The following is a 26,009-nucleotide window of genomic DNA, read 5'->3' as shown; positions in this document are numbered from 1 at the left end:
ATGACCGCAGCAGCAGAGACCGTTTCCGTCCACGATGGGGGCGGCACCAGGCCCCTTCAGGGCCGGAGAGCCCTCGTCACCGGGGGAGCGAGCGGGATCGGCGCGGCCACGGTCCGGGCGCTCGCGGCCCGCGGCGCCCACGTCGTCGTCGCCGACATGGACCGGGCCGGGGCCGCGGCGCTCGCCGCGGAGGTCGGCGGTTCGAGCTGGGCGGTGAATCTGCTGGACCCGGCCGCGCTGACCGATCCGGAGCTTTCCCTGCGGTTGGCGGGCGTGGACATCCTGGTCAACAACGCGGGCGTCCAGACGATCAGTCCGATCCAGGACTTCGCTCCGGAGGACTTCCGCCGCATCATCACTCTCATGCTGGAGGTTCCCTTCCTGCTGATCCGGGCGGCGTTGCCGCAGATGTACGAGCGCGGCTTCGGGCGCATCGTCAACGTCACGTCGGTGCACGGCATTCGCGCCTCGCCGTTCAAGGCTGCGTATGTCGCGGCCAAGCACGGGCTGGAAGGCCTCTCCAAGGTGACCGCCCTCGAGGGCGGGGAACACGGGGTGACCAGCAACTGCGTCAGCCCCGGTTATGTGCGCACGCCCCTGGTCGAGAAGCAGATCAAGGACCAGGCGCTCGTGCACGGCATCCCGGAGGCGGAGGTGCTCGGCCGGATCATGCTCACGGAGAGCGCCATCAAGCGGCTGGTCGAGCCGGAGGAGGTCGGGTCGCTGGTGGCCTGGCTGGCGTCGGCCGATGCCGCCATGGTCACAGGCTCCAGCTACGGGATGGACGGCGGCTGGTCCGCCCGCTGACTTGCGGAAAAAGCACCCTCGCCAGCGGGCTAAGGCAAGTGGTGCCGGGTATGGCGACGGGGGTGTGGATAAGTTCTCCGGTGTCCTGCACCGGTGGAGCATCATTCAGGGATGAGCGAGGCCGTGCGCATCATCACCGAGCAGGTCCGGTCCCGGGTGCGCCGCGACGGCGTCGATCTCTCGACCGACCTGCTGCTGGCGGAGAAGTACGTGCACGACGAGCTCCAGCGCTACAGCGAGCGGGCGCTCGGCTCCTCCCTGCCGCTGATCCCCGACGAACGCCAGGCAGCCAGGGAGGTGGTGGCGTCGCTGACCGGGTTCGGGGCGCTGCAACCATTCCTCGATGACCCGGGCATCGAGGAGATCTGGATCAACTCGCCGTCCCGGGTGTTCGTGGCCCGCGACGGGGTTCCGGAACTGACCGACATGGTGCTTTCCGAGCGTGAGGTCCGGGACCTCGTCGAACGGATGCTGCAGGCATCCGGCCGCCGGGTCGACCTGTCCTCCCCGTTCGTCGATGCGTCCCTGCCGGACGGCTCGAGGCTGCACGTGGTCATCCCGGACATCACCCGCAAGCACTGGGCGGTGAACATCCGCAAGTTCACCCGGCGCATCCGCGACCTGAACCAGCTGGTCGGGCTGGGGTCGCTGACCCAGCAGGCATCGGAATTCCTGCGGATGTGCGTTCTGTCGGGGCAGAACATCCTCGTCTCGGGCGCGACCCAGACCGGCAAGACCACGATGCTCAACGCCCTCCTCACGGCCACCCGCCGCAACGAGCGGATCGTGACGGTGGAGGAGACCTTCGAACTCGACCTCGCCGCCCGCGACGTCGTGGCCATGCAGTGCCGCCAGCCCAGCCTCGAGGGCACCGGCGAGATCACCCTGCGCCGGCTGATCAAGGAGTCCCTGCGGATGCGGCCCGACCGTCTCATCGTCGGCGAGGTGCGTGAGGCGGAAAGCCTCGACCTGTTGATCGCGCTCAACAGTGGGCTGCCGGGGATGTGCTCGATCCACGCCAACAGCGCGCGGGACGCCCTGGCCAAGCTGTCCACGCTCCCGCTCCTGGCCGGTCGCAACATCGACTCGGCCTTCGTGCTGCCGACCGTCGCGGGCTGCATCGACATCGTGGTCCACTGCGAAATCGACCGGCATGGCCGTCGCCGGGTCATCGAGATCCTGGCGCCCAGCGGTCGGCTTGCCGGCCCCGTGATCGAGGCGAGCCCCATCTTCCTCATCGAGGGCGGAACGCTCACGGCGACCGGCGGCCATCCCGGCAAGCTCACCAAGTTCCTGGCTGCGGGGCTCGACCCCGCCATAGTGCTGCGAGCTGGTGCGGCATGAGCGTCGTTCTCGGGAGCCTGCTCGGGGCCGGCCTGCTGCTGCTGGCCTCGCCGTTCCTCTGGCCCACGCGCGGGACGGCCGATCCCGGGCGGGGCCGGCCGCACGGGGCCTTCCGGGCAGACCTGGCCCAGGCCGGCCTGGGTGCGCTTCCGCTGCCCGCGTTCGCGGCCATTTCCCTCGTCCTCGGGGTGGCCGGCTTCGCGCTGGCCGAGGCGCTTCTCGGCATCGGGGCGTTGTCGATCGTCGCGGGGCTGGGCGGCATGGCATTGCCCGTGCTGGTTGTCACCTGGCGCGCGCGGGCGGCGCGTCGGGCCAACCGGACAGTCTGGCCCGACGTCGTCGACCATCTCGTGTCCGCGGTGCGGTCGGGTCTCGCCCTCCCCGACAGCGTGAGCAGCCTCGCCGATGCCGGCCCGGTGACGACGAGGGCCGCGTTCGCGGCGTTCGCCGGGGACTACCGGTCCACCGGCAATTTCACCTATGCCGTGGACCGCCTCAAGGAGTCCCTGGCCGACCCGGTCGCCGATCGCATCCTTGAAACCCTGCGGATGGCCAGGGAGGTCGGCGGCAGCGACCTCACGATCGTGCTCCGCAGCCTTGCGGCCTGGCTCCGGCAGGACGCGGCCGTCCGGGCCGAGGTCGAGGCCCGCCAGTCGTGGGTGGTGAACGCCGCACGGTTGGGAGTGGCGGCGCCCTGGGTGATCCTGCTCCTCCTCGGGTCGCGGCCGGAGGCGGCCGTCGCGTACAACACCAGCACCGGTGTGGCCGTCGTGCTCGGCGGTCTCGGCATGTCGGTTGTGGCCTACCGGGTGATGGTGGCGCTGGGCCGGCTGCCCGAGGAACGCCGGTGGTTCCGGTGAGTGCGTCGCTGGCGTGGGGCCTGTTCTGCGGCTGCGCGCTGGGCATCGGACTGTGGTCGATGGTGAGCACCATCCCGCGTCTCAGCCGGCCGCGGCTCGTGCACAGGCTGGCCCCCTACATCCTGGACGTGTCCGTCGAGGCTCGCGCCTTCGTCGGCCGAAGGTCGGTCGACCCGATCCCCGTGCTCGGCACCCTGTTCGCCCCAGCCTTCGGCTCCCTCAAGCGGCTGCTCGGGGCCGTGCTCGGCGGCGCGGACGGCATCGAGCGGCGCCTGCGCCAATCCGGGGCAGAGCGCAGCGTCGATCGCTTCCGGTCAGAGCAGGTGGTCTGGGCTCTCGTCGCGTTCGGTCTGGGCGCTGGTCTTGCCATCACGCTGCCGATGTTCCGGGCGGTGCCCATTGTGGTGTCGGTCGTCCTGCCCGTGCTGGCCGGGCTCTGCGGCGCCCTGGCTCGGGACTGGCTCCTGACCCGCGCGGCGACGGCGCGGTTGGCGCGGATGCAGAGTGAGCTGCCGACGATCCTGGAGTTCCTCACGCTGTCCCTGTCGGCGGGCGAGGGAATCCTGGATTCGCTCGCCCGGGTGTCGCGCACGAGCACGGGGGAGTTGTCGCGGGAATTCGCCGGCGTCGTCGCCGATGTGCGGATCGGCGTGCCGCTGCACTCCGCGCTGCGGGCGCTGGCCGGCCGCCTGCACCTGCCGGCGGTGACCCGTCTCGTCGATCAGGTCTCGGGTGCGCTCGACCGTGGCACGCCCCTGGCCGAGGTTCTGCGCGCCCAAGCGCAGGATTCCCGGGACAGCGCCAAGCGGGAACTGCTCGAGGTTGCCGGCAAGAAGGAGGTGGCCATGCTCGTCCCCCTGGTCTTTCTGATTCTTCCCCTGACCATCCTGTTCGCGGTCTTCCCCGGCCTGTTCATCCTTCAGTCGGGTTTCTGACCTACCAACCCACCAAGTGATTCCCACGGAAAAACGGAAAAGAGGAGCAAGATGACCACATTGCGGCGGCGTTTCCTGGCCCTGTGGAGCGACGACACCGGGGACGTCCCCGGCTGGGTCCTGATCACCCTGATGACTGCAGGCCTGGTCATCATCATCTGGGGTCTGGCCGGCCCGGCCCTGAGCGGGGTGTTCCAGCAGGCCATCGACCGCGTGAGCGGTTTCTGACCCCCGGACGATGTTTCTCCCGCGACGCGCATCCGCCCTGGCCGGTGACCGAGGATCGGCGGCGGCCGAATTCGTCCTGGTGGGCGCGCTCCTCACGGTGCTGACCCTCACCGTCATGCAACTCGCGCTCGCCCTGCACGTGCGCAATACCGCTCTCGACGCGGCGGCCGAAGGGGCACGGTTCGCCGCCCTGGCCGACAGCAGCCTGGCCGAGGGCGTCGCGCGCACCCGGGAACTGGTCACCGTGGCACTGGGTCCCGGCTACGCCACGGATGTCGTCGCCGGCTACACCGAATACGACGGCTACCCGAGTGTGCAGGTGCGGGTCATCGCCCCGCTGCCGCTGCTCGGTCTCCTCGGACTCGATCGCGGTCTGGAGGTGGTGGGGCATGCCGCCGTGGAAGGCCTCGAGTAGGAGCTGCGGCCGGGCGGAGACGAAGCCGACCGCGGGCGTTCGCCGGTCCGTCGGCCAGCTTCTCGCCGGGGAAGAAGGGTCGGCCGCGCTCGAGTTCATCACCGCCGGGGCGATCCTCCTCGTTCCGCTCGTCTACCTCGTGCTGGCCATGTCGGCGCTGCAGGGCGGGGCGTTCGCGGTCGAGGGCGCGGCGCGGCAGGCCGCCCGCGTCTACGTTCAGGCGCCGGACGAGACCGCCGCTCGCGCCGGGGCCCTCCGGGCAGTGCAGGTCGGGCTCGACGACTACGGCATCGCCGGAGACAGCGCCGCGGTGAGCATCGACTGCGGGGCCGGGGGCTGTCTGGCTCGGCGGAGCACGGTTTCCGTCACAGTGCGGATTCGCGTGGCGTTGCCACTGGTCCCCGATCTGCTGTCCCTGCGAAGCGCGGCGAGCATCCCGATGGAAGCCGTCGCCACCCAGACGGTGTCCCGGTTCCGCAGGGCCGGCTGATGAACCGGGGAGCGCCCGGTCGTTCGGGCCGGAGGTGCGCCGCGGTCTGCCGCATCTGGGGCAGCCTCGGCCCGGACGAGGAAGGCTCGACTCTGATCCTGACGATCGTCTATGCCTTCCTCGCACTCGTGCTGATCCTCGTCGTCGTGGCCGCGAGTTCGCTCTACCTGGACCACAAACGGCTGCTCACCCTGGCCGACGGTGCCGCGCTCGCCGGCGCCGAGTCCTTCTCGCTCGACGCGGTCGGAATCACCGCTGACCCGTCCGGGCCGGTCCCCAGACCCGTGCTCCGATCCGACGAGGTGCGGGCGGCGGCCGAGGACTACCTGGCGACGGCGCCCCACGGCGGCGTCGACGGGGTGGAACTGACCGGGGCCGACTCGGCTGACGGGCAGAGCGCGAGCGTCAGGCTGGGCGCGGTCTGGCGCCCGCCGGTGCTGGTCTTCTTCCTGCCGGAGGGCGTGCCGCTGGAGGTCTCGGCCGTGGCGCGGTCGGTGTTCCGGTAGGCGACGCGGGCCCGGGTTTCCCGATCGGCGCCGGCGACCCGGTACTCTCGGAAAGCGCGCCCGACCGGGTGCGGACGAGGAGAGCCGTGACCGCCCAGCGCGATCGTCTGACCGGCGCGGGCGCCCAGCTCGCGACCGAGGTCAGCATCAACTTCGGGTCGTCCCTCGCCGGGCTCGCCATTCCGCTCGTCGGCTCACCCGTGGTGGTGGCGGCCCGGCAGCTCGTGATGGCCTGCACTGTTCTGCCGTTCTACCGTCCGAAACTGTCGACCCTGACCTGGCGCAGGCTGTGGCCTGCCCTGGCCCTCGGGCTGGTGCTCGCGATCATGAACCTGACCTTCTACGAGGCCGTCGACCTGCTCGGGCTCGGCGTCGCAGCCACGATCGAGTTCCTCGGCCCCTTCGCCCTGGCCCTGGCGTCGTCGCGTCGGCCGATCGACTTCGTCTGCGCGAGCGCGGCCGCCGCCGGGGTCTTCCTCCTGACCTGGTCGACCGGGGAGCTCAACCTCCCCGGCATCCTCTTCGCCCTCGCCGCCGCGGCGGCCTGGGCGGCATACATCCTGCTCACCCGGCGGGTGGCGGTGACCTTCCCCGGCCTGGAAGGCATCTCGGTGGCGAGCGTCGTCAGCCTGGCTCTGCTCGTGCCGTTCGCCCTGGTCACGGTCGACTACTCCAGCCTGAACTGGGGTGTCCTCGGGCTGCTCCTCGCGGTCGGAGCGCTCTCATCGGCCTTCCCGTACACGCTTGACACATTCATCCTGCGCCGGATCACCCCTCGGCTCTACGCGATCATCACCAGCTTCGGCCCGGTCATCGCCGCGCTGTTCGGCGCCCTGGTGCTGGGGGAGACGTTCCTGCTGCAGCAGCAGATCGCGATCCTCGTGGTGTGTGTGGCGGCCGGGGCGGCGATCGCCACCCAGCGGGAACGCCCGAAATCCGACCTGGAGATCACGGCGGGCGTCATCTCCTGACACCTGCGTGGCCGGGCCCGGCCGGGCTACTCGACGACGATGCCGAGGTGACCGGCCAGCAGGGGAGCGAGCAGGCTCAACTGCGATTCGTCGATGGTCGCTCCGCGCAGGCCGTCGAGGCCGCGGATGACGCTGAACTCGGCCCCGCGCAGGTCGACGTGCTTGAGGGTGGCACTGGACAGGTCGAGCGTGCCGATCCGGCAGCCGCGCAGTTCGACCCGCTGAGCGACGACGCTGCCGAGGTCGAGTTCCTCGATGATGCAATTGGAGAACAGCACATCGGTCAACTTCGAATTCCGCAGGTTCACGAAATCGAGCTTGGAACCGTCGATCTGCACGCTGCGCAGGTCTGACTCGTAGAGCTCTGTCGAGCCGAGCCTGGATCGTTCGATCCGCACGTCGCGCCAACTCGACCGCGGCGCCTTCAGCACGGCAGCGTGCAGTTCGACGGCCACGCACTCGGCCACGGATGCCCCGCGCAGCGTCGCGTCGTCGAGGGACACCCCGCGGAACTCGCACTCGAGGAAGCCGATCCCGGTGAGGTCACGGCCGGAGAGGTCGCAGCCGTCGAAGGACTGCGCGTCGTAGCTGCCGCCGGCCCTGAGCTCGGAACCGTCGGCGGCAGCTAGCCCGGTGAGCCGGATCGGGTCGAGGAGCGGACCGCGGGTCGCCGAGCGGGCTATCATCAGGACGCGGACACCGGCTCGAGCACGAAGACCGGGATCACCCGGTCGGTCTTGACCTGGTAATCCGCGTAGTCGGGGTATGCGGCAACCGCCCGGACCCACCACTCGTCCCGTTCGGCGCCGGTGACCTCGCGGGCGACCATGTACCATTTGCGCGGGCCGTCCTGCAGCTCCACCAGCGGATGCGCGACCACGTTCGCGTGCCAGACCGGGTTCTTCGGGCTGCCGCCGAGCGACGCGATCGCGGCATACCGGCCCTCGTGCTCGACCCGCATCAGCGGGACCTTGCGCAGCTTGCCCGACTTCGCGCCGACCGTGGATAGCACGACCACGGGCATCCCGCGCATCGTGGTGCCCTGGGTTCCGCCGGAGCTCTCGTACAGGTCGACCTGGTCGCGCACCCATTTTTGTGGGCTCGGTTCGTATTCTCCGTGCAGTGGCATGTCACCATTCAACGCCATCGGCGCGGCCGGCATTCCTGCTCTACGACCCGGGGGGTGGCCCTGGGCGTGACCCCGGGCGTGGACGGCGGGGCGCGTAGCGCGGGATGTAGCGCCCGAGCAGCACCGCCCCGAACAGGCCGAAGACGCCCATCACACCGCTGGCCAGTGACAAAGAGACCAGTGCGGTCAGGCCGGACACCGCCAGGGGAGCGGCCGCGCCGCCGAGGTCGGCGGTGAACCGCCAGGCGCCGAGGAAGGGCGCCGGGTTGTTCTCCGGTGCGAGGTCCGCACCGAGGGTCATCAGGAGGCCGCTGCCGATCCCGTTGGCCAGGGAGAGGAACATCGCCACCGCGATGAACCACTCCACATTGCTCGGCAGGTCGTGGGTGAACGCGAGCACGAGATGCCCGGCCCCGAGCCCGACCATCGACGGCAGCGCCGTCCACAGCCGTCCGAACCGGTCCATGATCTGGCCGCTGGCGTAGAAAAGGGCGAAGTCGATGCCGCCGGCGATGCCGATGATCAGCGCGATGTCGGGTTCGTTGATGCCGATGCTCACCGCCCAGAGGGGGAGGAGGACCGTGCGGGTGGCGCGCATGGCGCCGATCAGGCCCGCCCCGGTGCCGAGCTTGCCGAGCACGGCCCGGTAGCTCCAGATCGTGCGGAAGAGGCCCTCGGATTCCTCGGCGGCCAGTTCCTCGCCCGCGCTGCGCGTCGTGCCGTCCGCGGCGACGACCGGCTCGGGCGTGCCGAAGGTGCGCGACGGATCGCGCAGCAGCAGCAGCATGGCCGCCGCGCCGAGGCAGCAGACCACGAAGACCCAGAACACCGATTGGGTGCTGCCCGTCAACCGGATCAGTGCGGTGGCGATGAACGGGCCGATGAACCAGCCGGCTCGGAAGATGCCGCCGAGGGTGGACAGGGCCCGAGCCCGGTAGGCGAGCGGGACATACGTGGTCATGAAGGCGTGGCGGGCCAGGGCGAACACGGCCGTCGCGAGCCCGACGAGGAAGATGCCCAGCCCCAACACGAACGGGTTCGGTGCGGCGATGCAGATCAGCACGGCGATGATCGAGAGCATCGCGGCCCAGATCATCGCGTTGCGCTCGCCGATTCGGGAGACCACCCAGCCGCTGGGGATGTCGCCGATCAGTTCGCCGACCATGATCATGGCCGCGATGAGACCGGCCACGGCGAGGGATGCCCCGAGGTTGTTGGCGACGATGGGGATGAGCGGGATGATCGCCCCCTCGCCGATCGAGAAGAGCAGCGTCGGCAGGAATGCGGCGAGGGCAACGGAGCGCAGGCTGAAGGAGCGTTCGGCGTTACTCATGGCTCCTCGATGCTACTTCAGGCGCTGCCCGGCCATGGTCCGCACGGAACCGCCCGGTAGGCTGGGGTCCGACATGATTGAGCTGGACTTTTCGGAGCAGATCGCCGCACTGCGGGCCACCTTTGGCGACATCCGGGCGGTGATCGACATCGATCAACTGCGCACCGACATCGCCGACCTGAACGACCAGGCCGGAGCCCCCGACCTGTGGGACGACTCCGAGCACGCCCAGAAGGTCACCAGCGCGCTCAGCCACCGCCAGTCCGAGCTCGCCCGCATCGAGAGCATCGAACGGCGCCTCGACGACCTCGAAGTCCTGGTGGAGATGGCCAATGAGGGCCAGGGCGACGAGGAGTCCGCCCAGGAGGCGACTGCCGAGCTGGCGAGCCTGAAGAAGGTGCTCGGCGACCTCGAGGTGCACACCCTGCTCAACGGCGAATTCGACGAGCGACCCGCGGTGGTGACCATCCGCTCCGGCGCCGGCGGCGTCGACGCGGCCGACTTCGCCGAAATGCTGCTGCGGATGTACCTGCGCTGGGCCGAGCAGCACAACTACCCCGTGCAGGTGCTCGACGTCGGCTACGCCGAGGAGGCCGGCATCAAGTCCGCGACCTTCCAGGTCGATTCCCCCTATGCCTTCGGCACCCTGAGCGTGGAGGCCGGCACGCACCGTCTCGTGCGGATGAGCCCGTTCAACTCGGCAGGCAAGCGCCAGACCTCGTTCGCCGCGGTCGAGGTCGTGCCCCTGATCGAGCAGACCGAATCGATCGAGATCCCCGACAGCGACATCCGGGTCGACGTGTTCCGTTCCAGCGGCCCCGGCGGGCAATCGGTGAACACGACCGACTCCGCCGTGCGGATCACCCACCTGCCGACCGGCACCGTGGTGAGCTGCCAGAACGAGAAGAGCCAGATCCAGAATCGCGCCGCCGCCCTGCGCGTGCTGCAGTCCCGGCTGCTGCTCCTGCAGCGCGAGCAGGAGGCCGCGACCAAGAAGGAACTGGCCGGCGTCATCACCGCGAGCTGGGGCGACCAGATGCGCAGCTACGTGCTCGCGCCGTACCAGATGGTCAAGGACCTCCGCACCAACTACGAGACCAACAACCCGAGCCAGGTGTTCGACGGCGACCTCGACCCGTTCATCGCCGCGGGCATCCGCTGGCGCAAACAGGCGCCGAAGGACTGAACCGCTTTCGGACCGAGTCCGCGGTTCGGTATGTCGCAGTAGGAAAAACCCGGATGCCTGCTTAGGCTCAAGGGGCCATGATCCGTTTTGACCACATCACCAAGAAGTATCCGGGAACGAACCGACCCGCTTTGGACGATATCGACGTCGAAGTGCTGCGCGGCGAGTTCGTCTTCCTCGTCGGTGCGTCCGGCTCGGGCAAGTCGACCTGCCTGCGCCTGGTCCTGAAGGAAGACCGACCGACCAGCGGCAGCATCCACGTGCTCGGCCAGGACCTCCGGTCGATCTCCAACCGCAAGGTGCCGTATTTCCGGCGCAATCTCGGCGTCGTCTTCCAGGACTTCCGCCTGCTGCCGAACAAGACGGTCTTCGACAACGTCGCGTTCAGCCTCCAGGTGATCGGCAAGTCCCGGGGGTTCATCCAGGAAGCAGTCCCGGACACCCTGAAGATGGTGGGCCTGGCCGAGAAGGCACAGCGGTTCCCGCATGAACTCTCCGGCGGTGAGCAGCAGCGAGTTGCCATCGCCCGGGCGATCGTGAACAAGCCGCAGGTGCTGCTCGCCGACGAGCCCACCGGAAACCTCGACCCCACCACGAGCGCCGGGATCATGGCCCTGCTCGAACGGATCAACGCCGGTGGCACGACCGTGATCATGGCGACCCATGAGGCCGGCATCGTCGACCAGATGCAGCGCCGCGTGATCGAACTCGCCAGCGGCAAGATCGTGCGCGACGAACGCCAGGGCGGCTACGCCACCGCGGCGATCCCGACCATCACCGCAGGCGCCGGAACCCACCGGCGCGCGAGCGTCCAGGCGGCCCAGACCCAGACCCCTGCGGCCCGGACCCCCGAGGCCCCCATTCCCGCCGCCCAGGCCCCCGCCGTGCCGCCACGGCTCGCCTCGGTGTTCGCGCCGACGCCTTCCGAGCCGCTCACCTTCCCGCCGGCCCCCGAACCCGTCGCCGCACCCGCACCCGCAGTGCGGCATGAACCCGCGCCGACCAGGGCGGGGCGGGCACAGGCCGCCGCCATCGCCGCCGACACGGGCATGCCCCTTCCGCACGTCGAACCGGAGCCGGAACCGGCTCCGCCCACTGACCCGGGCCGCCCGATGGCACGGCCGGCGCTGCCGGTCACCCAGCACGACGTGCCCGAGCAGCTGACGCTCGCCGAGAAACTCGGCCTGCGCGCGCCCGGCGAGAAAACGGACCAGTCCGGCGAACAGAATGTAGGGCCCACCCGATGAGACTCGGACTTGTGCTCTCCGAAGCCGCCAACGGCCTGCGCCGCAACGCCTCCATGGTGGTGTCGGTCGTGCTCGTGACCTTCATCTCCCTGACCTTCGTCGGCGCCGCCATCCTGATGCAGATGCAGATCGGCCAGATGAAGAACTTCTGGTACGACCGCGCCCAGGTCGGGATCTACATGTGCACCGCCATCTCCCCGGGCGAGACGTGCACCGCCGGCGAGGCGTCCGCAGAGCAGATCGATGCGGTCAAGGCCCAGCTCGTGTCGCCCACGCTCGCGCCGTTCATCGACAAGTACTACTTCGAAACGCACGACCAGGCCTTCGAGAACTTCAAGAAGCAGTTCGCCGGCAACCCGGTGGCCGACTATGTGACGCCCGATCAGCTCAACCAGACCTTCTGGGTCAACCTGAAGGACCCGTCGCAATCCGACGTGCTCGTGGAGAGCCTGTCCGGCATCCCGGGGGTCGAGAACGTCGCAGACCAGCGCAAGTACCTCGATCAGATCTTCTCGGTGCTCAACGTGGCCAGTTACACGGCCATCGGAATCGCGGCACTGATGCTGGTGGCGGCCGCGCTGCTGATCGCCACCACGATCCGGCTCTCCGCGTTCTCGAGACGCAGGGAACTGGGGATCATGCGGCTCGTCGGGGCGTCGAACCGGTTCATCCAAACCCCGTTCATCCTCGAGGGTGTCTTCGCGGCGCTGCTCGGCTCCCTGCTGGCCGGCGGGGCGATCGTGGCCCTCGTGAACTGGTTCGTCCAGGGCTACCTCGGCGAGAGGCTCAAGGGGTTCTCGCTGGTCGGGATGCAGGACGCCCTCGTCGTGGTGCCCATCCTGCTCGTGGTCGGCGCGGTGCTGGCGGCCTTCTCGGCGAACTTCGCGATCACCCGCTATCTCAAGGTGTGACCCGGTAGCGCCACCCACAGGCTAGACTGGTGGGCTGGCTGCCACCGGGCTGCCGCACCCACCATTGCTGAGGAGTAAGCCGTGCCCAGGGAACAAGGCGAGAAGGTCGTGTCGACCAATCGCAAGGCACGCCACGACTACCTCATCGAGGAGACCTACGAGGCCGGGATGGTGCTCAGCGGCACCGAGGTCAAGTCGCTCCGGGCCGGTCGCGCCTCCCTCGTCGACGGCTACGCGTTCATCGAGTCCGGCGAGGTCTGGCTGGATGCCGTGCACATCCAGGAATACAAGGCGGGCACCTGGACCAACCACCCGCCGCGGCGCAAGCGCAAGCTTCTCCTGCACAAGCAGGAGATCATCAAGATCAGCCACAAGACCAAAGAGGGTGGCTACACCCTCGTGCCGCTCCGGATCTACTTCAGCAACGGCAACGCCAAGGTGGAGATCGCGGTCGCCAAGGGTAAGAAGGAATACGACAAGCGCCAGACCCTGCGGGAACGCCAGGACAAGCGCGAGTCCGACCGGGCAATCTCGGCGAGGAAGAACCTGGGCGACTAGGGCACGCCCCGGGTCTCGACGGGGGAGTGTTTCTGTTGTAGAGTTAAAGGCTGCACGGGGTGTTCTCCGGAACGTCTCGCGCGGCCTTGGAAACTCAACAGCGTGTGATAGTGACCCACTCGATTGCCGCGACGGCTATGCCGTGCGACGGCACTGAGTGCATATGGGGATGATCGGTTTCGACATTGCCTGCGCAATTATGAGAAGCGGGTCGAGGATGCAGGGTTATCTCGTAAACGATCTCTGCAAAACAATAAGTGCCAATTCAAACCGCACTGACTTCGCCCTCGCTGCCTAAGCGAGCGCACTAAGAAGTCCGCCAGACCGGGAATGCTCTCTACCCGGATCCTGACGTCATTGAGAGAGCTTGCTCCTACTCTGAGCCGCGGGGTGTAGGGGGACTTGAACGAGGGCTGGGCTCGTCGGATTAGATGACAGTGTCAAATTCCGGAGCCGAGTAGAACGATTTCACTGGATACACCCGTAGAAGGCATATGACCACAGCAGTGGACCGGGGTTCAATTCCCCGCATCTCCACCATCGGTCGCTATCGCACGCTGTTGCCTCTTCCGAGGACGTCGACTCGAGGGTCGACGAGAAAGGCCCGGATCCCCAGGGATCCGGGCCTTTCTCGTCGTCGATCAGTTGTCGTCGTCGTCCGTTCCGGCTGCCGCGCCGGACCCGATGATGTCGTGCCTCGGTTTCGGCATCACCGAACCGGCTCCGCGCACCGATTTCCAGATGGCCCGGTTGTACAGCTGCTCGTCGATCTTGTCCTCGGTATCCGTGTTCTGCCCTTCGACCGCTCCGGCCAGCGGAGCGTTCGCACCGTTGACCGTGGTCATGTCGTAGCTCGGCCTGATCGCCGAATACGGGTTGTTGTCGGCGGTCGAGGTGAACGACGCGCTCATCGGCGTCGCGAACGCGTCGAACTGGGTCATCGGCTGGATGCCCGCGAGCAGTCCGACGGTATGCACCATCGAGGCGGTGCTGTAGAACGTGGAATCCACCTTCCCGGTCTGGGTGTACGGGCTGATCGCCAGTGCCACGGTGCGGTGGGCGTCGACGTGGTCCGGGCCGTTCTGGGCGTCGTCCTCGGTGACGAAGATGGCGGTGTCACCCCAGATCCGGGAGTGCGACACTGTGTCGACCAGCTGGCCCAGGGCGAAGTCGTTGTCGGCCACGTAGGCCTTCGGGGTCGGTTTGCCCGCCCGGGTGGCCTGGGTGTGGTCGTTGGGGAGTCGAACGAACTGCACCGTCGGCACGGTGCCTGCGGCGACGTTGGCGGCGAAGTCCCTGGACCACTCGTCGATCCGGGGTGACCCGCAGTCCGCCTTCAGCGGTGCGAAGGTGCCCGCGGAATCGGGGCAGGAGAGGTCATAGCCCCGGTAGTCGTGGTCGGTCTGGGCGTCGAGCACCGGGTCCTGGGCTTTGGCCTGCCCTCCGGCCAGGCCGACGAAGAAGCCGTAGTTGCGGAAGCTGACACCGGCCTGGGCGAGGCGCTGCCAGACATACGTGTTATCGGGTTCCTGCGCCGCGATCTCGGGGTCGGCGTTCTCGCTGGGGTACGGGGCCTTCCGGCCGGAGTAGTTGGCCGGCCACATCTGCTCGGCGTAGGGGTTCGAGTTCGCCGACGCGACCCAGTTCCAGCCGTTCGCGCTGACCTCCGCATCCGCATAGAAATTGTCGATGGTGGTGAACTGCTTCGACAGCGCGCGAACGTTCGGAGCCGATTCGTCGCCGAAGAGATTCAAGGCCGGGTCCCCGTTGCCCCTGCCGAGGCTGCCGAGCACCTGGTCGTAGGTGCGGTTCTCCTTGACGACGTAGATCACATGCTTGATCGGGCTGTCCTGGCCGGGCTTGCGGGGGATCACCTCCCCCTCCGCCTCCGCGGACCGGTTGTTGCTGGCGACCTGCCGGGTCGCCCGCTTGAGGTCCGCGGCGGCGGGAACCTCGAAACTGCTCAGCGTGCCGGTGATCATCGAGCCGCTGTACTGATTCTCCGCCGTCGCCGCACTCGACTCGGGGTCAGGATGTCCGGAACCGTCGTTGGGTCCGGCGCCCAGGCCCTTGGCATTGGTGGTGTGCAGCCGGCCGTCGGCGAAGGAGAGGGAAGTGGGATACCAGCCCACGGGAACGACCCCGTCCACGGTCCGCGTGCCGAGGTCGACGACCGCCACGTCGTTGTTGCCCGAGTTGCTCACGAAGAGCTTCGATCCGTCGGCGTTGAGGGCCAGCCCGGTGGGATTCGACCCGATCGGTGAGTCCGCCGTGGGCGCCACGCTGATCGAAGACGTGGTGCCGGCGGCGAGGTCGATGACGGAGACTGTGTCGGCGTCCCCGTCGGAGACATAGAGGTGGGCGGCATCCGGGGCCAGTACCGACTTGTTCGGGTGCAGCCCGGTAGCGAGGGTGCCCGTTGTGGCCGGAACGCCGCCGGCAAGGGTGACCACCGACACGGTTGCGGCACCCTGGTTGGTCACATAAGCGGTGAGTCCGTCCGCGGCCAGCGTCACCCAGAGCGGACGGTGGCCAACCGGGGTTGTCGTGACGGCGCCGGAGCCGAGATCGACCACGGAGACCGCGTCGGCGAGCTGGTCGGCGACGACCAGGTGTGTGCCGTCGGGGGTCAGCGCCAGGCCGGCCGGGAAGAGATTGAGGGCGGTGCCGTCGGGCGCGGTGGTGGGCAGCGGAAGGGAGGCGCCCTCCGTGAGGACGCCTCCGGCATACGAGTAGGTGCGGATCTTGGAGTTGGCTGCGGCGCTCGCGAAGGCTTTCGTGCCGTCGTGGCTCCAGGCGAGCCCCATGTAGAGGGACTCGGGGGAGGAATACGGAATGGTCTGCGTGACCGTGCCGGCCGCCACATCCACCACCTGCAGGGATTGCGTGCCCTGCCCGTTGTTGGTCACGAGCAGTGTCTTCCCGTCCGGGGAGAGATCGGAGTTCAGGGGGAGATCGCCCAGACTGGTCTGGCGACCCGTCGGCGTGACCCGCTGGCCCACGGGCGTGACGGCCGTTCCGTCCGCCTGTGGCCCGGCTACGGTGGGGACGATCGCGGCCGCGGCAATCCCGCCGACGAGGCCGAGCACGATGAGGGCGACCAGCCCGGTGGATGTCTTTATTCTCATGGTGCCCACGGTAGGAACGCGGCAAGTCGCCCCGACGCCGTTCGTCGAGACTCCGGATGAACGTCAGACGACGTTCGCGAGCCGGGGTCGGAAATGTCGCAGGTCGGCACCCAATTCCCCGGCGGTCGGTGAGGGAAGCACGCCGATGCGCCACAATGGGCCGTGGGAGGAACTGCATGGCTGCGAAGTGGCTGCGGAGGTGGGTGCCCGGGATCGATACGGCGCTGGGTTACCGGCGCGCGTGGCTCCTTCCGGATCTCCGCGCGGGCGCGGTCCTGACCGCTCTGCTCATCCCGGTGGGTATCGGCTACGCGGAGGTTGCGGGACTCCCGCCGGCCACCGGCCTGTATGCCACGATCATCCCGTTGGCTGCCTACGCCGTATTCGGGCCGTCCCGGGTGCTGGTCCTCGGCCCTGATTCGGCGCTGGCCCCGATCATCGCGGCGGCGATCCTGCCGCTCTCCCTCGGCGATGACGGGCGCGCCGTCGCCCTGGCCGGGCTTCTCGCGATCATGGTCGGGTTGGTTCTGCTTCTCGGCGGGGTCCTGCGCCTCGGATTCGTGACCGACCTGCTCTCGAAGCCGATCCGGGTCGGTTACCTCAACGCCCTGGCCCTGCTGGTCATCGTCTCCCAGCTGCCGGCGTTCCTCGGCTTCTCGATTGAGTCGGCGTCGCCCGTCGGCGACGCCGTCGCCATCGTGTCCGGCATCGTTGGTGGCCGGATCAACCCGATTGCCCTGCTGTTCGGGCTCGGTTCGCTGGGCCTGATCGTGGTGTTCTCCCGGGGCCGGACCCGCATCCCCGGGGTGCTGGTCGCTGTGGTGCTCGCCACGGTCCTCACCGTTCTCTTCAGGTTCCAGGATGTCGTGCGCGTGGTCGGGGCGCTGCCGAAGGGACTCCCGGCGCCTGCGCTCGGCGGACTGGACTGGGCGGATGTCGCCGCGTTGATCGCCCCGGCCCTGGGGATCGCGCTCATCGCCTTCGCCGACACCGCTGTGCTGTCGCGCACGTTCGCGGCCCGCCGGGGGGAGAACGTCGACGGCAGTCAGGAGATGGCGGCGATCGGGGCGTCGAACATCGCCGCGGGGCTGCTCGGCGGCTTCCCCATTTCGGCGTCGTCGTCGCGCACGCCCGTGGCGGAGAAGGCAGGGTCACGCACCCAGTTGACCGGTGTGGTCGGGGCCGTGCTCATCCTGGCGTTCATGCTGCTCGCGCCCGGCCTGACCGGGTACCTCCCGGCGGCGACCATCGCCGCCGTGGTCATGGTCGCTGCAGCGGGGCTGATCGATGTCAGGGGTCTGGTCGCGCTCGTCCGGATGAACAAGGTCGATGCGGCGCTTTCGCTCGCCGCGTTCCTGGGCGTTCTGGTGGTCGGGGTGATCGAGGGCATCGCCGTGGCGATCGTGCTGTCGCTGGGCGCCTTCGTCAGCCATGCCTGGCGGCCATACCGGGCCGAACTCGGCCGCATCCGCGGTCTTCGCGGCTACCACGACCTGTCCAGGCACCCCGACGGTGAGCGGCTGCCCGGCATCGTGATCGTGCGCTTCGACGCGCCCCTCTTCTTCGCCAATGGAGGGATCTTCGACGACTACGTGCGGGCGACGGTGACCGCGGCCGGCAGCGGGGTGCGCACTGTCATCCTCGCGGCCGAGCCGATCACCGACATCGACACAACCGCCGTCGACGAGTTGCTCGAACTCGACGACTTCCTCGCCTCCCGCGGGATCACCCTCATCTTCGCCGAGATGAAGGGGCCGGTGAAGGACCACCTGCGCGACTACGGGCTGAACGGGAGGTTCCCGCCTGAGCGGTTCGCCGACACTGTCGGTGCGGCCGTCGACGAGGCCACCGGCACCCTGCGCGGCGACCTCGACGGCACTCAGTGGGAGGGCAAGGCCTGACGGGTCAGACGCTCGCGAGCCAGAGGTCGGGGCCGAAGATCTCGTAGTGGATGCGTTCGGCCGGAACGCCGGACTCCAGCGCCTGGGCCCGGAGACTGCGCATGAACGGCAGCGGGCCGCACAAGTAGACCGACGCGTTCTCGGGGATCGCCACATTCCTCAGGGACATGAAGCCGTCGTGGGTGCCGTCGTTCGGGGTGTCGAGGCTCGGGGTTTCCAGCCACAGTTCCAGCTCGGCCGTCTCGAGAAGGGCGACGTCCTCACGCATCTGGTCGCGCAGCGCCCAGCTCTCCAGGGAGCTCTCCGCGTGCAGGACCAGCACCTCGCGCTTGGATGCGCTGTCCACGAGCGACCGCAGAATGGAGGCGCTCGGGGTGCAGCCGATGCCGGCCGAGGCCAGGACGAGCGGGGTGTCGCCGTCGGCCAAAGTGATGTCGCCGCACGGGTTGGAGAGGATCAGGGTGTCGCCGACCTGCACGTCGCGGTGCAGCGCGGGGGAGACCTCGCCGTCGGCGTCCAGCTTGGTCGTGAAGACCCGAGTCGTCGCTGTCCCCGCGGAGAGGGAATACTGGCGCACCTGGCGGATGCCGTCGGGCATCCGCACGGTGACGCTGACGTACTGCCCGGGCAGGCTCGGCGTGACCGGGGTGTCGTCGGCGGGCTCGAGGGTGAACGTGATCGCATCGGTGCCGGCCGCCACCTTCCCGGTCACGACCCAGGGGGCGAGCGGCTTGTCGCTGGCCGCGCCGGCATAGAGCCCCTTCTCGAGTTTGATCAGGGCGTGCGCCATCAGCCAGTAGACCTCGGTCCAGGCAGCGGCGATCTCGGCGGTGATCACGTCGCTGAGCTCCTCGGCGATGGCCTCGAAGAGGTACCGGTAGACGAGGTCGTACTGCTCGGGGCGGATGTCGAGGGAGACGTGCTTGTGGGCGATCCGGGAGAGCATCGCCTCCGGGGTGGTGTCCGGGTTCGTGACCAGGTAGGTGGCGAAGACGGCGATGCTGCCCGCCAGGGCCTGCTGCTGGGTTCCGCTCTTCTGGTTGGAGCGGCTGAAGAGGCCGTCGAAGAGTTCGGGGTGGGCGGTGAGCATGCGGCCATAGAAGTTCTCGGCGATACCGGGCATGCGTTCACCGACGATCGGCAGCGTCGCGGTGATCAGGGGAAGGGACTGGGGTGACAGCATGCCGGCTCCTTGAGAGGGGTGAGGGGATGCCTCTCAAACTAGCATCTGAAATGCCAATTTGCGGCTTTCGGGTTCAAACGGATGCTCAACCCGCCCGGTCCTCCGGCGCGTTGCCGATCATTGTGCTCAAGGTCAGGGCGACGGGTCCTGACCCTCGACGAGGGACGAGGCTGGAGATCGTCGTGTCGTCCAGTTCGGAGTAGAAGGCCTCCCGCGCCCGCCGCAGGGCTGCGCGGAGGCCGCAGCCGCCGCTGAGCGGGCAGTCCCCGTGAGGGGTCTCGCAGTCTGCCACGTCGGCACGGGTGTCCAGTCGGCGCATGAGAGTGCCGACCGTGGTCTCTCGGCCCGTTGGGCTGATGCGCACCCCGCCGAACCGGCCCCGAACCACGTCGACGACCTGCAGCTCCCGCAGCCGGATGATCGCCTTGCTGACATGGTTGTACGGGGTATCGACGCCGTCGGCGATGACGCGTGAGGTGAGCAGCACGCCGTCCGGCGCTGCGGCCAGGAGCATGGCCACCCGCAGGCACACGTCAGTGAAGGCATTGATCCTCATGTTCCCAGAGTACGGTCCCCTCGGGAGTCCCGGTCACTCAGCGGGCGGCATCCGTCAGAGTGCCGGCCACCGCGCCGGCCGGGTCGTAGATCACGCAGGTCACGACGCGGTCGTCGGCCCAGGTCGCATCCGTCGGCGTGAGGTAAGCGAAGTCGAGAGTCGAACCGCGGTAGGCGATTCCCGCGAAGGCATCGAACCGAGTGGCGCAGCCCGACTCCGCCGCGGCCGTGACCGCGTCGTCACCGGGGTAGTCGTCACCCGGGACGGGAATGATCGCGTAGACCTCGTAGCCGTGCGGGGCGCCGCACGGGACGATCGGAAATCCGGCGGGGGAGGCGGCGTCGAGGTCGTCCAGGCAATCGGCGACCGCCAGGCGCGGTGCGATGCGCGTGACGGCCCGCTGGGTGGTGGTTGTCGCACTCGGGGGCGCCGCCGGCAACAGGTCCGCGACCGCGCTGCAGCCGGTGAGGGTGAGGGCGGCGCCGATCAGCGCTCCGATCCGGGCCGCCGCCGGGCGATGCCTGCCGGCCGGCACTATGGGATGAGGGTAGCGGGTTCGGCGAGACCGAGGGTGCTCAGCGTCGCTTCGTGCAGCAGACCGTTCGTGGCCAGGGCGCTGCCGTGCCAGGGGCCGTCCCTGCCGTCGACGGAGGTGAATCGGCCGCCGGCCTCCTGCACGATGGGGACGAGGGCCGCCATGTCGTACGGTTTGAGATCGAATTCGCCCGCGATGTCGAGGAGTCCCTCGGCCAGCAGCATGTAGGACCACATGTCGCCGTAGGCGCGCGTTCGCCAGACCTGCCGGGAGAGGCGGACGAGGGCGTCAAGCTGCCCGGCCTGGTCCCACTGCTGGATGCTGTTGTAGCTCAGCGAGGCGTGGTCCAGGGTCGTCACGCCGGAGACGTGCAGCCTGGTGGGGGCCGCGCCGGGCGTGCGTTCGTCGGTCATCCAGGCCCCGCCGCCCGTGCGCGCCCACCACCGCTTGCCGAGCGCCGGCGCGCTGACCATTCCGACGACGGGAACCCCGTCCACGGCCAGGGAAATGAGGGTGCCCCAGATCGGGATTCCGCGGAGGAAACCGGCGGTGCCGTCGATGGGGTCGATGATCCATTGCCGTTCGGTTGTGCCTTCGGCGCCGTATTCCTCGCCGAGAATACCGTCGGTCGGTCGGTGCTCGGCCAGTGCGGCACGGATGGCGCGTTCCACGGCCTGGTCGGCATCCGTCACGGGAGTGCGGTCCGGCTTCTCGGTGACGACCAGATCCAGGGCGGTGAACCGCTCCCGGGAGATGGCGTCGGCCACGTCGGCGAGGTGGGTCGCGAGGGCAAGGTCGTCGTCCAGGGAAGGCGTTCGGGGCTCGGTCACACGTCCAAGAATAGTAATTGCGGGAGCGGCTCGCGGGTTTGCGTCTCGATTCGCATCGGAGCCGTCCGGGATGTTAGTCTCTAGAGTCGGTTCGGGTCAGCCCGGGTCGGAAATACGCACCTCTAGCTCAATTGGCAGAGCAACTGACTCTTAATCAGTGGGTTCCCGGTTCAAGTCCGGGGGGGTGCACCAGTCACAGGGCCTGAGCCCCGTAGTTACCTGACAACTACGAGGCCCAGTGTTTCCCCTCATACTCACGGCGACACTCAAGTCGTCACAAACTCGTCATAAACCCCCGCAGGTTTGCCTTCGGCGCGGCTCGGTATCCGCTTGTCGTTGGTTCGATTCCAACCGGGGCACCACGAACGTGGTTTGATCAGGGTTTCTTGTCCTCACCGAATGGACAAGACTTGATGCACTAAACGTTCATTCAACGCATATTCCACGGTGCCCGCCCGTCGCGCGTGGTGGCCAAACTCGATCGTCTGGCCAGGTCGCTGCGGGATGCGAAAGACATCGTCGATGAGCTAACCACCAAGGGCGTGAAGCTCAGCATCGGCGGCTCCGTGCACGACCCGAATGACCCAGTCGGCCGGCTCCTCTTCAACGTCCTCGCCATGGTCGCGGAATTCGAGTCAGATCTCATCCGCGCTCGAACGAAAGAGGGCATGCAGGTGGCGAAAGCAAAGGGCCGATTGCGCGGCAAACCACCGAAGCTCTCCCCGGCGCAACAGAAGCATCTGATGGAGGTCTACAACGCTGGTACTCACACAACGGCCGAGCTTGCTGAGCTGTTCAATGTCGCCCGCTCCACTATCTATCGAACCATCCAGCGCCAACACCGAGGCAATGGCTAGCAGCCGAGATCGCGTTGCAGGACTGGCCGTCCTGCAACGCGAACGGTGTGCGGGCGGCTCTTGTCTTAGCGTTTCCTGCTTCGGTCCCGTGTGAAGTGGTAAAGACCGTGGTCTCGCCGAAAGCGGTGAACAGAAAAGCCTCATCGTGGAGGAACTGCCAGTCGTCGGCGCCGCTACGGTGTCCAGAAATTTTCCTTTGGCGGGTGCTCGATTGCCCAGAGAAGCAACAACGCCCCGTAGAACAGTTCCCAGATACCGACAGTCAGGACAAGTGCGCCCGGCCAGATCGATGGCTCGAGCACCATCGCAGCAACGGCCCAGCCGATGAGAAGGGGCGCGACGCAAAACCGGAGCACGGCCGATCGTCGCATTATCCGGCGTGCCTTCGCAGGATCCATCGGCCGGCTCGGGGGCCATGTCTTATCCGCCCAGGATTTCCTCAACATCCACGTGGCACCGATCGCGAAGAGGATCGAGGCGCCGACGATGAGGATAGCGCCTAGGATTCCTGCCCATCCGTACTGAAACAGAGTGCCGCCGAGGATCGCTATGGCGATACCGGCGACCATCGCGAGGATGCCTGTGACGCGGGGGCTCATGAGCTGGGGCCCACGACATTACAGAGGGGGCGCACCGCGGTGCCTCTCCATGAACCCGAAGATCACCTGCGTCACCCCGGCGAGCCCGAGGACGATAGCTGCCCCCATGGAGATCGGCGTACCTCGAAAGTGAGGACGACTGCGGCCGCGCTATGCATGCCGATTTTCTCCCTTCTAATCGGGACTTCCGTTGCATCAGACGAGCGTGTGCCCTGCCGTCATTCAACCTTCCATTTGGCATCGCTGTCAATGGAAGAGCGGGAGGATGATCTCCCGGCATCGTCGCGCGGGACTTGAACGCAATTGCTTGGTCTATGGCAGATGCGCAAATCGCGAAGCGTCCGTTAGCCGGACGTCAAACGCGACAGATCCGCGGTCACTTCGCCGGATGGCACCGAGTATTGATGCTGTGTCAAAAAGGAACCCTAGAGCCAAAGTTTGATTGGCTTCCATCGCGGTGCCTCGACAGGGTCAGGTACCGTTTTCGGCGGGAATCTTCCCAGTCGGATCGACGGCAGAAGAAACATGAACGCCGACGAACCATCGATTACTGCGCCCAGGGCGTAGCTAAACGTGAAGTTGCCAGACCCAGACACCGCGAAGAAGACATCGTTGACAAAACTGAGGACGAGTAGCGATCCGACGACGAAGCCGGCTCGCGGCCGAGATGTCATCCTCCACCAAGCACGCGGCGGCTTGACAGGTTCGCCGGGACCGCTGAAGGATCGCACACCGCCCAAGTAGAGCATCAGTTCGGCGAGCAACTTGAACAAAGGCTCCTAAACGGCGTCGAGGTCAGTTTCGAGGATTTTGGCGAGGGCCTCGAGGGCTTCGTCGGCGCCATCACCTTCAGCGCGGAGCACGACGGCGTCGCCGTTGGCGGCGCCGAGACTCATCAGGCCCAGGATGCTTGAGGCATCCATCGCGTCCTCGGCCGATTCGTTAGCGCGGCCGATCGTGACCTCCATCGGTAGCGCGCTGACGGCCGCGGCGAAAATCGAGGCGGGGCGGGCGTGCAGGCCAACGCTGCTCGCAATGGTGGCGGTGCGTTCGGACATGATTTCTCCTGATGAATGATCGACGAGGAAAGGCTCGGCGGGGTGACTATGGATGGGTCGAGGTTGCTGGCTGAAAACGGGTGCCCTCAGACGATCATGCGTGTGCCGTTTGTTCAAGGATCGCGACAGCTGCGGCCAGCGCGGCGGCCTCGTCCGTGCCGTCGGCGAGCACGTCGATCTCTGTCCCGTCCTCGACTCCGAGGGAGAGGACCGCGACGATGCTGCGCAGGCTCGCGGTTTCTTCGCCGTGCTGGATGAACACGCTGCTGCTGAAGCGGCCCGCTTCCTGATGCAGAAGATGGGCGATTTCGGCGTGGATGCCCTGCTTGATCCGCACGGTCACCCGTTCGGTGATCACGGGGTCTGAATCGTGATGACGCTGCCGACGCGCAGTTTCGGTGGGGTGCCGGCTTCGACGTAGACAGACCCGTGCATGTGCGCCTCAGTGGCCCCGTTGAAGACGACGGTGATGTGACCGAGGCCGTCAAGATTCTTTCGGGCGACGTCACCGACCGCCGTGATCGTGAACAGCTGCTCGTCGAGGTTCAGCTGCTGGCCCGGCTCGATCGCCGCCGTCGAGGCGTTGATGTCGACGATGTAGCAGTAGTCCTTGAGTGTGTCGGGGGCGCCTTGTCCGAAAAGGATGAACATGCCCTCATCGAGGAACGAATCGACCTGGTCGCCGATGTCGCCGACTTCAGTGCGGTAAATGACGGGCATGAGGTGCTTCTTTCAGTTGAGCGGGACGTGCCGAGGATGAGTGGTGAGGCCCGCGCATCCGATCGGGCCTCACCGGGGTGTTTCTAGACGTAGAGACCGATGCTCGCCAACCAGGCCAGCGCGACGCGCGGGGCACCGGTGATGAACCGGGAGTAGAGAACCGACGGAACGCCGACTTCCACCGTTTCGGGCTCGGCCTCGGCAAGGCCGAGGCCAACGGGGATGAAGTCGCAGGCGTTCTGAGTGTTGATGGCGAACAGTGCTGGCAAGGCGAGGCTCGGGGAGATGTTGCCCTTGCCGATCTCGACGCCGATGAGCGTGCCGATGACCTGTCCGATGACTCCACCCGGCCCGAGAAGGGGCGAGAGGAACGGGAGCGAGCAGATGAAGCCGAGGAGGATCAACCCGAGACCAGACCCTGCCAGTGGGGCGAGGAATCCGGAGAACCAGTTGCCGAATCCGGACCCCTGAATGATCCCAATCAGCATCGCGACGAACGCCATGAACGGAATGATCGTGTTGATCATCGTCTGCACGGCATCGCGGGCGGCCTGATAGAAGGTGTTGACGACCTTGCCGGCACCCAGCCCGATCTTCTGGACGAACGATTGGTTCGGCCGCTGCGCGAGCGTCTCGGAGATCTTCTTATCGGTCGAGTAGGTGAAACTGCGTTCCGAGGGTCCGTCGCTCGCCCCTGCCTCATCTGAACCGGATCCACCCGAACCGGATCCACCGGCACCGACGGTAACCGCGCTGAGGCTCGCCACCTGGGCGACGCCCACCGCGGAGACGTAGATGTCTTCCTTGATGTACTGCATGAGCGGTCCGGATCGGCCAGTGGGCATGATGTTGATCGTCGGGATGCGCTTCTTCGGGTAGATCCCGCAGCGCAGGGTTCCTCCGCAATCGATGATGACGGCGAAGGTCTCCTCGTCGGGCACAGAGGTCTTGAAGCCGTTGACCGCTTCGGCTCCGGTGAGCTCGACGATCTTGTCCACGATGTCGGGCTTGGCGCCGCCACCGGTAATGTAAACGAGTTTGTTCTTGACTGCTGTCGGGGTGAGCGTGAGAGGGCCGCCGAAACCGCCGCTTCCCTTGTTGATCACCACTGCGTGATATTCGACCATGATCATTTTCCTTAGGCCCGAGCCATTGCGGCATCTTCTTGCATGCGGACGGTCTTGCTCAGGACAACGCCCTGCTGCTTCGACACGATCTTCGTCGTGAGGTCGGTCACCCAACCGCTGAGGAAGTTGAGGACGAGACCGACCAGGAGATAACGAATGGCGAGTGGGCCGGCATCCAGGCCGAGTTTCTGCACGCCGGCGGCGACACCCAGCCAGATGAACAGTTCACCGGGATTGATGTGCGGGAAGATGCCGTTGCTGGTGTGGCAGAAGAACGCCGCACTGGCGAAATAGCTGGGCTTGTAACGCTCGGGCATGAACCGCCCGAGTGAGTGCACCATGGGGTTCGCCAGCAGGAACGACCCGACGAACGGGAGCACCATGTAGCGCATGAGGGGATTTCCGCCGGCCTTGCTGGCGAACCTGTTGATGCGCTCTTCTCCGACAAGTCGGATAAGCGAGTTCATTGCGATGAGCAACAACAGGACCACCGGAACGATGGTTTGCATCCAGCCGATGAAGGTGGCCGCGCCGGTTTGGAACAGGCCGATGAAAAGCTGTGCGCCTTGCACGAGAATGCCAAGAATATCCACAG

At 67.3% G+C, this 26,009-nt stretch carries 28 protein-coding genes, 1 tRNA gene, 1 other RNA gene and 1 pseudogene; 17 read left to right on the top strand and 14 right to left on the bottom strand.

The window, feature by feature from the left end; all coding sequences use genetic code 11:
• From E3O32_RS11735 to E3O32_RS11700, 9 genes are all read left to right on the top strand, one after another.
• The gene (locus tag E3O32_RS11735; protein WP_134509702.1) at positions 1-807 is read left to right on the top strand and encodes a 3-hydroxybutyrate dehydrogenase; all 807 of its coding nucleotides are present in this window, start codon (positions 1-3) and stop codon (positions 805-807) included.
• A gap of 111 nt (positions 808-918) precedes the next feature.
• Complete coding sequence (locus tag E3O32_RS11730; RefSeq protein WP_134509700.1) at positions 919-2,151, top strand: TadA family conjugal transfer-associated ATPase; 1,233 nt, start codon at positions 919-921, stop codon at positions 2,149-2,151.
• A complete protein-coding gene (locus tag E3O32_RS11725) occupies positions 2,148-3,011 on the top strand; it encodes a type II secretion system F family protein (protein ID WP_134509698.1) in 864 nt (287 codons plus the stop codon). Before E3O32_RS11730 ends, E3O32_RS11725 begins: the two co-directional genes overlap by 4 nt.
• Positions 2,999-3,946: a type II secretion system F family protein gene (locus E3O32_RS11720; RefSeq protein ID WP_241974855.1), complete on the top strand. Its 948-nt coding sequence runs from the start codon at positions 2,999-3,001 to the stop codon at positions 3,944-3,946. Before E3O32_RS11725 ends, E3O32_RS11720 begins: the two co-directional genes overlap by 13 nt.
• Before the next feature lie 51 nt (positions 3,947-3,997).
• Positions 3,998-4,174 carry a hypothetical protein gene (locus E3O32_RS17295; protein ID WP_166790839.1) on the top strand — a complete coding sequence of 59 codons (177 nt, stop codon included), beginning with the start codon at positions 3,998-4,000 and terminating at the stop codon, positions 4,172-4,174.
• Between the two features lie 10 nt (positions 4,175-4,184).
• Positions 4,185-4,589, top strand: coding sequence for a TadE/TadG family type IV pilus assembly protein (locus E3O32_RS11715; protein ID WP_174776508.1), 405 nt, complete (start codon positions 4,185-4,187; stop codon positions 4,587-4,589).
• Positions 4,564-5,079 (top strand): hypothetical protein, encoded by a 516-nt coding sequence (locus E3O32_RS11710; RefSeq protein ID WP_241974852.1) that lies wholly within the window; start codon positions 4,564-4,566, stop codon positions 5,077-5,079. Before E3O32_RS11715 ends, E3O32_RS11710 begins: the two co-directional genes overlap by 26 nt.
• On the top strand, positions 5,079-5,585 hold the full coding sequence (locus E3O32_RS11705) for a pilus assembly protein TadG-related protein (RefSeq protein ID WP_134509696.1): 507 nt from the start codon (positions 5,079-5,081) through the stop codon (positions 5,583-5,585). The genes E3O32_RS11710 and E3O32_RS11705 overlap by 1 nt, the downstream gene beginning before the upstream one ends.
• Positions 5,586-5,671: 86 nt before the next feature.
• On the top strand, positions 5,672-6,556 hold the full coding sequence (locus tag E3O32_RS11700; RefSeq protein WP_134509694.1) for an EamA family transporter: 885 nt from the start codon (positions 5,672-5,674) through the stop codon (positions 6,554-6,556).
• A gap of 26 nt (positions 6,557-6,582) precedes the next feature.
• Here E3O32_RS11700 and E3O32_RS11695 read toward each other — a convergent pair whose 3' ends face one another.
• From E3O32_RS11695 to E3O32_RS11685, 3 genes are read right to left on the bottom strand one after another with little or no spacing between them, the layout of a single operon-like run.
• Entirely contained in the window at positions 6,583-7,242 is a 660-nt protein-coding gene (locus E3O32_RS11695) for a pentapeptide repeat-containing protein (protein WP_134509692.1), read from the bottom strand.
• Positions 7,242-7,685, bottom strand: coding sequence for a nitroreductase family deazaflavin-dependent oxidoreductase (locus tag E3O32_RS11690; protein WP_134509690.1), 444 nt, complete (start codon positions 7,683-7,685; stop codon positions 7,242-7,244). The genes E3O32_RS11695 and E3O32_RS11690 overlap by 1 nt, the downstream gene beginning before the upstream one ends.
• Positions 7,686-7,725: 40 nt before the next feature.
• Positions 7,726-9,018 carry an MFS transporter gene (locus E3O32_RS11685; RefSeq protein WP_134509688.1) on the bottom strand — a complete coding sequence of 431 codons (1,293 nt, stop codon included), beginning with the start codon at positions 9,016-9,018 and terminating at the stop codon, positions 7,726-7,728.
• 73 nt (positions 9,019-9,091) lie between these two features.
• Between E3O32_RS11685 and prfB the strand changes: the two genes are divergently transcribed.
• The 5 genes from prfB (at position 9,092) to ssrA (ending at position 13,460) form a co-directional block, all read left to right on the top strand.
• A complete protein-coding gene (prfB, locus tag E3O32_RS11680; protein ID WP_134509686.1) occupies positions 9,092-10,204 on the top strand; it encodes a peptide chain release factor 2 in 1,113 nt (370 codons plus the stop codon).
• A 77-nt stretch (positions 10,205-10,281) separates the two neighbouring features.
• A complete protein-coding gene (ftsE, locus tag E3O32_RS11675) occupies positions 10,282-11,451 on the top strand; it encodes a cell division ATP-binding protein FtsE (RefSeq protein WP_134509684.1) in 1,170 nt (389 codons plus the stop codon).
• Positions 11,448-12,362, top strand: a complete 915-nt coding sequence (gene ftsX, locus E3O32_RS11670; RefSeq protein WP_134509683.1) for a permease-like cell division protein FtsX — start codon at positions 11,448-11,450, stop codon at positions 12,360-12,362. Before ftsE ends, ftsX begins: the two co-directional genes overlap by 4 nt.
• A gap of 81 nt (positions 12,363-12,443) precedes the next feature.
• Positions 12,444-12,920 carry an SsrA-binding protein SmpB gene (gene smpB, locus E3O32_RS11665; protein ID WP_134509681.1) on the top strand — a complete coding sequence of 159 codons (477 nt, stop codon included), beginning with the start codon at positions 12,444-12,446 and terminating at the stop codon, positions 12,918-12,920.
• Between the two features lie 165 nt (positions 12,921-13,085).
• Positions 13,086-13,460, top strand: a transfer-messenger RNA (tmRNA) gene (gene ssrA, locus E3O32_RS11660).
• Between the two features lie 101 nt (positions 13,461-13,561).
• On the opposite strand, the gene E3O32_RS11655 is transcribed toward ssrA, so the two are convergent.
• The gene (locus E3O32_RS11655) at positions 13,562-16,048 is read right to left on the bottom strand and encodes a bifunctional YncE family protein/alkaline phosphatase family protein (protein ID WP_134509679.1); all 2,487 of its coding nucleotides are present in this window, start codon (positions 16,046-16,048) and stop codon (positions 13,562-13,564) included.
• A gap of 176 nt (positions 16,049-16,224) precedes the next feature.
• Between E3O32_RS11655 and E3O32_RS11650 the strand changes: the two genes are divergently transcribed.
• Positions 16,225-17,949: a SulP family inorganic anion transporter gene (locus tag E3O32_RS11650; RefSeq protein WP_134509677.1), complete on the top strand. Its 1,725-nt coding sequence runs from the start codon at positions 16,225-16,227 to the stop codon at positions 17,947-17,949.
• Between the two features lie 4 nt (positions 17,950-17,953).
• Here the strand turns inward: E3O32_RS11650 and E3O32_RS11645 are convergent, their stop codons facing one another.
• From E3O32_RS11645 to E3O32_RS11630, 4 genes are all read right to left on the bottom strand, one after another.
• Positions 17,954-19,132: a globin domain-containing protein gene (locus E3O32_RS11645; RefSeq protein WP_134509675.1), complete on the bottom strand. Its 1,179-nt coding sequence runs from the start codon at positions 19,130-19,132 to the stop codon at positions 17,954-17,956.
• A gap of 85 nt (positions 19,133-19,217) precedes the next feature.
• The gene (locus E3O32_RS11640; RefSeq protein WP_134509673.1) at positions 19,218-19,688 is read right to left on the bottom strand and encodes an RrF2 family transcriptional regulator; all 471 of its coding nucleotides are present in this window, start codon (positions 19,686-19,688) and stop codon (positions 19,218-19,220) included.
• Positions 19,689-19,725: 37 nt separating this feature from the next.
• Complete coding sequence (locus E3O32_RS11635; protein WP_134509671.1) at positions 19,726-20,223, bottom strand: septum formation family protein; 498 nt, start codon at positions 20,221-20,223, stop codon at positions 19,726-19,728.
• On the bottom strand, positions 20,223-21,053 hold the full coding sequence (locus tag E3O32_RS11630; RefSeq protein WP_134509669.1) for an inositol monophosphatase family protein: 831 nt from the start codon (positions 21,051-21,053) through the stop codon (positions 20,223-20,225). Before E3O32_RS11630 ends, E3O32_RS11635 begins: the two co-directional genes overlap by 1 nt.
• A 116-nt stretch (positions 21,054-21,169) precedes the next feature.
• Between E3O32_RS11630 and E3O32_RS11625 the strand changes: the two genes are divergently transcribed.
• Positions 21,170-21,245 (top strand) — tRNA-Lys (locus tag E3O32_RS11625).
• Between the two features lie 272 nt (positions 21,246-21,517).
• Positions 21,518-21,910 (top strand): annotated as a pseudogene (locus E3O32_RS11620) (recombinase family protein); the annotation flags it as partial.
• Between the two features lie 173 nt (positions 21,911-22,083).
• Here E3O32_RS11620 and E3O32_RS11615 read toward each other — a convergent pair.
• The 6 genes from E3O32_RS11615 to srlA all read right to left on the bottom strand — a co-directional run bounded on the left by E3O32_RS11615 (position 22,084) and on the right by srlA (position 26,007).
• Positions 22,084-22,509, bottom strand: a complete 426-nt coding sequence (locus tag E3O32_RS11615; RefSeq protein ID WP_134509665.1) for a hypothetical protein — start codon at positions 22,507-22,509, stop codon at positions 22,084-22,086.
• Positions 22,510-23,288: 779 nt separating this feature from the next.
• On the bottom strand, positions 23,289-23,567 hold the full coding sequence (locus E3O32_RS11610; protein ID WP_134509663.1) for an HPr family phosphocarrier protein: 279 nt from the start codon (positions 23,565-23,567) through the stop codon (positions 23,289-23,291).
• 94 nt (positions 23,568-23,661) lie between these two features.
• Positions 23,662-23,925, bottom strand: a complete 264-nt coding sequence (locus E3O32_RS11605; RefSeq protein ID WP_134509661.1) for an HPr family phosphocarrier protein — start codon at positions 23,923-23,925, stop codon at positions 23,662-23,664.
• Complete coding sequence (locus tag E3O32_RS11600; protein WP_134509659.1) at positions 23,922-24,287, bottom strand: PTS glucitol/sorbitol transporter subunit IIA; 366 nt, start codon at positions 24,285-24,287, stop codon at positions 23,922-23,924. The genes E3O32_RS11605 and E3O32_RS11600 overlap by 4 nt, the downstream gene beginning before the upstream one ends.
• An 83-nt stretch (positions 24,288-24,370) precedes the next feature.
• Entirely contained in the window at positions 24,371-25,414 is a 1,044-nt protein-coding gene (gene srlE, locus E3O32_RS11595) for a PTS glucitol/sorbitol transporter subunit IIB (protein ID WP_134509657.1), read from the bottom strand.
• Positions 25,415-25,425: 11 nt separating this feature from the next.
• The gene (srlA, locus tag E3O32_RS11590; RefSeq protein ID WP_134509655.1) at positions 25,426-26,007 is read right to left on the bottom strand and encodes a PTS glucitol/sorbitol transporter subunit IIC; all 582 of its coding nucleotides are present in this window, start codon (positions 26,005-26,007) and stop codon (positions 25,426-25,428) included.
• Positions 26,008-26,009 lie beyond the last annotated feature (2 nt).

The organism is Cryobacterium mannosilyticum (genome assembly GCF_004402705.1).
GTDB lineage: Bacteria > Actinomycetota > Actinomycetes > Actinomycetales > Microbacteriaceae > Cryobacterium > Cryobacterium mannosilyticum.
The sequence above is the reverse complement of the archived record's forward strand: the minus strand, read 5'-3'. Positions and strand labels throughout refer to the sequence as shown.